Annotated in this window: 5 protein-coding genes; 2 read left to right on the top strand and 3 right to left on the bottom strand. The window is 72.5% G+C overall.

What is annotated here, in order from left to right:
* The coding region (locus D6718_02920) for an alcohol dehydrogenase (protein RMG47777.1) at window positions 1-561 on the bottom strand (561 nt) is incomplete at its 3' end.
* Between the two features lie 7 nt (window positions 562-568).
* Window positions 569-1,348, bottom strand: coding sequence for a 3-hydroxy-5-phosphonooxypentane-2,4-dione thiolase (locus tag D6718_02915; protein ID RMG47776.1), 780 nt, complete (start codon window positions 1,346-1,348; stop codon window positions 569-571).
* A gap of 887 nt (window positions 1,349-2,235) precedes the next feature.
* Between D6718_02915 and lnt the strand changes: the two genes are divergently transcribed.
* Window positions 2,236-3,867 carry an apolipoprotein N-acyltransferase gene (gene lnt / locus D6718_02910; GenBank protein RMG47775.1) on the top strand — a complete coding sequence of 544 codons (1,632 nt, stop codon included), beginning with the start codon at window positions 2,236-2,238 and terminating at the stop codon, window positions 3,865-3,867.
* Here the strand turns inward: lnt and D6718_02905 are convergent.
* Complete coding sequence (locus tag D6718_02905) at window positions 3,855-5,207, bottom strand: hypothetical protein (GenBank protein ID RMG47774.1); 1,353 nt, start codon at window positions 5,205-5,207, stop codon at window positions 3,855-3,857. The genes lnt and D6718_02905 overlap by 13 nt on opposite strands.
* Window positions 5,208-5,313: 106 nt before the next feature.
* On the opposite strand from D6718_02905, the gene D6718_02900 reads away from it, so the two are divergent.
* Window positions 5,314-6,103, top strand: a 790-nt coding sequence (locus D6718_02900; GenBank protein RMG47773.1) for a hypothetical protein, incomplete at its 3' end; no start/stop codon positions are given.

The raw sequence follows: 6,103 nt of genomic DNA, 5'->3' as shown, positions 1-6,103 counted from the left end.
GCTCCACCTGCTCGCCGCGCCCGCGGCGAGCAGGTGCAGCAGCCCGGAGACGCCCCCGCCGAGCATGGCGACGGCGTCGCGCGGCGCGAGCCCCGCGAGGCGCTGCGCGCGCAGCACGCAGGCGAGCGGCTCGACGAACGAACCCTCGGCGAAGGTGGTGCGCGGCGGGAGCCGGAAGGTCCCGCGCCGGACCGCCTCCTCTCCCACGCGGACGAACTCCGCGAAGCCGCCGGGGTCGAAGTGATTGACCGAGAGCCGGGGACAGCAGGTCTCCCGTCCGGTGAGACAGAGACGGCAGCGCCCGCACGGCACGTGGTGCGTCGTCACCACGCGATCGCCGCGCCGGAGGTCCCGCACGCCCGGTCCCGTCTGCGCGACCTCGCCGGCGACCTCGTGCCCGAGCACGAGCGGAGCCCGCGGCCGTCGGTACCACTCCATCAGGTCGGAGCCGCAAATGCCGGACGCGCGGACGCGGACCAGAATCTCGCCGGGCCCGGGCACCGGCCGGGGGATCTCCACCACCCGGACGTCCCGGTTGCTGTGGTAGACGGCGGCGCGCAAGCCGGACTCAGCCCCGCGCGGAGCGGTAGATCTCGTAGGCCTCGTCGACGCCGGCCCCGTCGTGGACGACCGCACGGATGGCCTGGATCATCCCCGCGGGGGAATCGGACTGGAAGATGTTGCGGCCCATGTCGACCCCGCGCGCGCCCGCGCGGACGGCGTCGTGGGCCAGCTTGATCGCGTCGCGTTCCGGGACCTTCTTGCCCCCGGCGATCACCAGCGGGACCGGCGTCGACTCGACGATCTTCTCGAACCCGTCGCAGTAGTACGTCTTGACCATCTGGGCGCCGAGCTCGGCGGCGATGCGGCAGGCGAGCCCGAGGTATCGTGCGTCGCGCTTCATGTCCTTGCCGACCGCCGTCACCGCGAGCACCGGGATCCCGTAGCGCTCGCCCTCGTCGATCAGCCGGCCGAGGTTGAGCAGCGTCGTCCGCTCTCCCTCGGCCCCGACGAAGATCGACATCGTCACCGCCGCGGCGTTGAGGCGGATCGCGTCTTCCATCGCGACGGTCAGACCCTCACGCGACAGTTCGCTCAGGATGCTCGTACCGCCGGAAACCCGCAGGACGATGGGAAGATCCGCCTCCGGGGGAATGCAGCGCCGGAGCGTCCCGCGGGTCAGCATGAGCGAATCGGCGTGCGGGAGCAGCGGCTCCGTCGTTCGCCGCGGATCCTCGAGGCCGCTGGTCGGTCCGAGGAAGTATCCGTGGTCGATCGCCAGCATCACCGTCCGCCCGGTCGACGGCTTGAAGATGCGAGCCAAGCGGTTTTGCATGCCCCAGTCCATGGCGTTCGTCCTCCGCGCCCCAGTCTAGCAAACGCCTCGGGGACGGCCGCGGCCTCGGCTGCTACAGTCTTTCCAGGGCCCGGACCGGTCGAGCCGGGCGGGAGGGTCAGTTGGTCACGATCGAACTCGACGAACGCGAGCGGCAGGTGCTTCGCGAGGCGCTCGAGGCGGTGGTCTCCGATCTCAGGATGGAGATTGCCGACACCGACCGCGCCGACTTCCGCGAGACGCTCAAGGAGAGGAAAGCGGTTCTCCAGCGGGTCCTCGACGCCGTTTCCCGCGACTAGCCCGCGCCGGTTCGGTGGCGAGCTTCGCGCCAGGCGGGGAGCCGTGTGCCTGGCGGCCCCGGCCGCTCCCCGTTGCGGCGTCTTCCCGGCAGGGGGCGGATGCTCCGAAGCGCACCGCCGGGCCGCGGAGGCCCAGGGCGCCGCGTGCCGAGGAGGCCGATCGAAACGGCCTGGCCGGAGGTCGAACGGCCCGCTCGCCGGTCCCGGGCGGCCACGGGCGGGCGGTTTCGCACCTGCCGGGAAACGAACGATCGAGCGCGTCCCGCGGTCGAGCCGGTGCGGGTGTTCGCGGCCTGCCGCAGAGACCTCGCGGCGTCCCGGGGCCGTGCCGCCGCCTGGGGCCTCCCGAGAACGGCACGGCCGGACGCAGCGCAGAGCCCCGCTCGACTCCGGATGCCCGGCGGCCCCGGGTCCGCCGCCACCCGGAGGGCCGGTGCACCGGGAGCCGAGGTGGGAGGCCGCGGGACGCGTTCTGCGCGAAGTAGCCGGCCGGCGGCCGTCTCTTGGGGCCGGGGGGTCGTTCCATGCGCCGGGAGCGGGTTGCGCCGGGGAAAAGGGACGCCGTAGGCTCCGCGCGCGCCGCCTTCGCGGCGGCGCCGTGTGGGGCGGCGCGTGAAGCTTCCGGGACAGCGAAGAGGATCGGCCAGGGCGCACCTGTGGCTCGCCGTGGCAGCCGGCGTGGCCGGCGGGGTCGTCTGGCTCCCGCTGGGGTTGGCCCCGTTGGCGCCCCTGTTCGGCTTCCTCTACGCGCGAGCCCTCCGCTGCGCCTCCGGCGGCCGGCAAGCGCTCGCCGTCGGTTTCTGGTGCGGGCTCGCGCGCTACGCCGTCGGCGGCCATCCGATCCTCTGGCTGACGCGCCTTTCCCCGTTGGCTGTGGCCTTCTACGCCGTCGCCGTCCTGTACATCGTTCCCTCTTCGCTTCTCGAGGCCTGGGGAGGGTACTGGCTCGAGAGGAGGACCGGTTTCCCGCGGGGGCTCGGGACGGCGCTGTTGTTCACCCTGCTCGGACACCTGCGCACCTTCGGCGATCTGTCCCTACCCGCCGACCGTGTGGCGCACGCTTTCGGCGGGAGTCCCGGTTGGCTCGAGGCCACCGCCTACGGAGGGCCGGCGCTGATCGCCCTGGCGGCGTCGCTCTCGGGGGCGTTGCTGGAGGAGGCCTGGCACCGCCGCCGCGCCCGCCGGCTCTCGGCGATGCTGGCGTCCGCCGGTGCGGTCTTGTGGATCGCCCTCCCCGCAACGGCAGGGGCGCTGAAGCGGCTCGAGCCGCCGGCCGGCGCCGCGATCCGTGTGGGGATCGTCCAGCCGTCCGTCCCGGTGCAGGACAAGATCGATCCCCGGCGTGCGGCCGCTCACTGGCCGGAGCTGCGGCGTCTGACCAGGGAGGCGGCCGCCGGGACCGACCTGGTGGTCTGGCCCGAAACGGCCCGGCCGGGGCGGGTGATGTGGGAGTGGCCCGGGCCCTTCCGCGATCCCGAGATGGAAGCGGTCGCGAGGGAAGCGGGGGTGCCGATCCTGTACGGGTGCGAGATCGTGCGGATCGACCGGGCCCGGCGCCTGGTCCACCTGTTCAACGGGGCGTCGGTCGCCTGGCCGGACGGCCGGCGCAGCGACTGGTACGGCAAGCAGCGCCTTCTCCCGCTCGCCGAGGGCTTCCCCTTCGCCCGCTACCTCGGTCTCGATCCGGCGAAACGTCACCGCACGCCCGGCCGGCACTCCCTGCTGACGATGCTCGGCAACTTTACCCCCGGGCCGCGCCCGACCGTCTTCGCCGTCGGTCCCGCCCGCATCGGGGTGCTCATTTGCTACGAGGGCCTCTACGCGCAGCTCGCCCGGGCCTACCGCCGCGCCGGAGCCAACGTCCTGGCGGTGATCACGAACGACGCGTGGTGGGGGCACAGCGTCTTCCCCCTGTGGCACGCACGCGTGGTCGCCGCTCGGGCGCAGGAGCTCGGGGTGCCGGTGATCCGAGCCGCGAACAACGGCATCTCTTCGCTCACCGATCGGGAGGGGCGGATGCTCGCCCGGACTCGCCTCGACGAGGTCACCGTACTGCGGGGAAATCTGCGATTGGGCGGGCCGCCCTTCGGCGCTTTCTTCCGGTGGGGTGACCTGAGCGCCGCTGCCGCGGGCCTCGCGCTGGCGGTCCTCGCCGGGTGGGCCGCCTTCGGACCGCGGCGCCGTAGTCACGCATCGGGAGCGGCGCGCCGGGGGTCGGTTCAGTCTCCGTAGCCGAGCGCGTGAAGGCGCTCGAGCTTCTCCGGTAGCACGCGCTTGCCCTTGCGCCACCCGGCCTTGCTCAAAGCACGGGCGCGCTCTTCCTGCGCGGCGATCTCGGCTTCGACGTAGGAGCGCATCCGGCGGAGCTGCGCCGGAGCGGCGCGCGAGAGATCGTGAAGCTCGAACGGGTCGTCGAGCAGCCGGAAGAGTTCCTCTCGTCCCGTCTGCTTGAGATAAGCCCAATAGCGGCCGGTCGCCGCCAGCGACCGCGGAACATCGCCGGACGACTGCGCGCGCTGGCTGATCACGACCGTGCGCGGCTTCCCGCCGAGGGCGTCGCGCCCGGAGACCCGCGCGAGGAACCGGGCGAACGGGTTCCCTTCGATCCGCGCGAGCGCCGTCGGAAGCGCATCGACCAGGGAAACGGGGGTCTTCACCCGGCGCGGCGCCACCCCCGGAACCCGGACGAGGAGCGGCACGTGGAGGTGCTCGATGTAGATGTGGCCGTGACCGTCGCGTCCGTGCTCGCCCAGCGCCTCGCCGTGATCGCTCGTGAAGACCACGACCAGGTCGTCCCACAGCCCCTCCCGGCGCAGCGCCTCGAACAGCCGCCCGAGCTGGGAATCGGCATAGGCTACCTCTCCGTCGTAGGCATTGATGGCTGGCAAGCCCTCGAATCTCCTGAGCTCTCCGTTCTGGGCCTTGACCTTCCCTGCCGAGACCTTCCGTTTGGCCGCCTCGCGTTCGAGGCGCGCACTGGTCGTGAAACGGCGGTCGAAGGGCGGTGGCGCGACATAGGGACGGTGCGGGTCGTACAAGTGGACCCAGAGGAACAGAGGCCTCGAGGGTTCGGCATCCAGGAAGGTGAGGACGCGCTCGATCGTGTCGGCCGCGCGGACCTGGTCCGGCACGTCGTAGAAAACGTCGAAGCCGGCCGCAATGCCCGTGTCCCGGTGGAGGACCGCGGCGCTCACGAAGCCCGCCGTCGTGTAGCCGGCACGGCGCGCGAATTCGGCGAAGGAGGCGGCACCGGCCGCCCGGTCGAAGTAGACCCCCTCCTTGCGGAAGTTCGCCAGCACGCCGTGCTCGTAAGGGAAGGTCGCCGTCAGGAGCGACATGTGGGCCGGGAGCGTGTAAGCGAGCGGCGTGTAGCACCGCTCGAAGAGGAGCGATTCGGCCGCCAGCGCGTCGATCGCCGGAGAGGTTTCCCGGAAGTAACCGTACGCGCCGAGGTGATCGGCACGCAGCGTGTCGACCGTGATCAGCAGGATGTCCGGCCGAGACGCTCCCCCCAGGACCGCCGGCGCTGCGAGCGAGGCGGCCAGGAGCACGGGCGCGAATCGCACGGGCACCTCCTCGGCCCGATCCTACGGCGTCGGACCCGGGCCGACAAGATCGGATGCGGGGCGGGTCGCGCTAAACTGCCTGCCCCTCGGCAGGATTCAGGGAGGACAGGCGATGCGGACTGCCGGCGGAGCGGCCGCCCGCGGAAGCGGGCCGGGGGTCGCGCTCGGGGATCTCGACGGCTTCTTCGGCCTGATGGTCGACAACCTGCTTCAGTTCCTGGTCATCCTCGCGCTGTGCACCGGGTTGCTCGGGCTGCCCGAGGAGTTCGTTCTGGGCCGGATCTTTCCGGGAGCGGCGCTGTCGCTCCTGGTGGGAAACCTCTACTACGCGCGGCTGGCGCGCCGGCTCGCCGCCGAGCGCGGGCGGCCGATGACGGCGTTGCCGTACGGCATCAACACCGTCAGCCTGTTCGCCTTCGTCCTGTTCGTGATGGCCCCGACCTACAGCGAGCTCGCCGCCGACCCGGCGATCGGTCCGGAGCGCGCCGCGAGGACCGCCTGGCAGGTCGGCCTGGTCGCCTGCCTCCTGTCGGGGCTGATCGAGATGGCGGGCGCGTGGGGAGCCGACTGGGTTCGCCGGGTGACCCCGCGGGCCGCCCTTCTGTCGACGCTCGCCGGCATCGCCGTCGGCTTCATCTCGATGGAGTTCATCCTTCGCTCGTTCGATCGGCCCCTGGTCGCCTTCGCGCCGCTCGCCCTGGTCCTGGTCACTTACCTCAGCCGGGTCCGCTGGCCAGCGGGCCTGCCGGGCGGCCTCGTCGCGGTGGCGGTCGGCACCGTCCTCGCGTGGGCCCTCCACTGGGCCGGGGCGCCGGGGCAGGTCGCGGTCGGGGGGAGGGCCCTGTGGGAAGGCGCAGGCTTGCGGATCCCGATTCCGGCCCTCGGAGACCTCGCGGCCGCGC

Source organism: Acidobacteriota bacterium (assembly GCA_003696075.1).
Lineage (GTDB): Bacteria > Acidobacteriota > Polarisedimenticolia > J045 > J045 > J045.
Note: the sequence above shows the minus strand (reverse complement) of the source record. Positions and strands in the feature narration are given on the sequence as shown.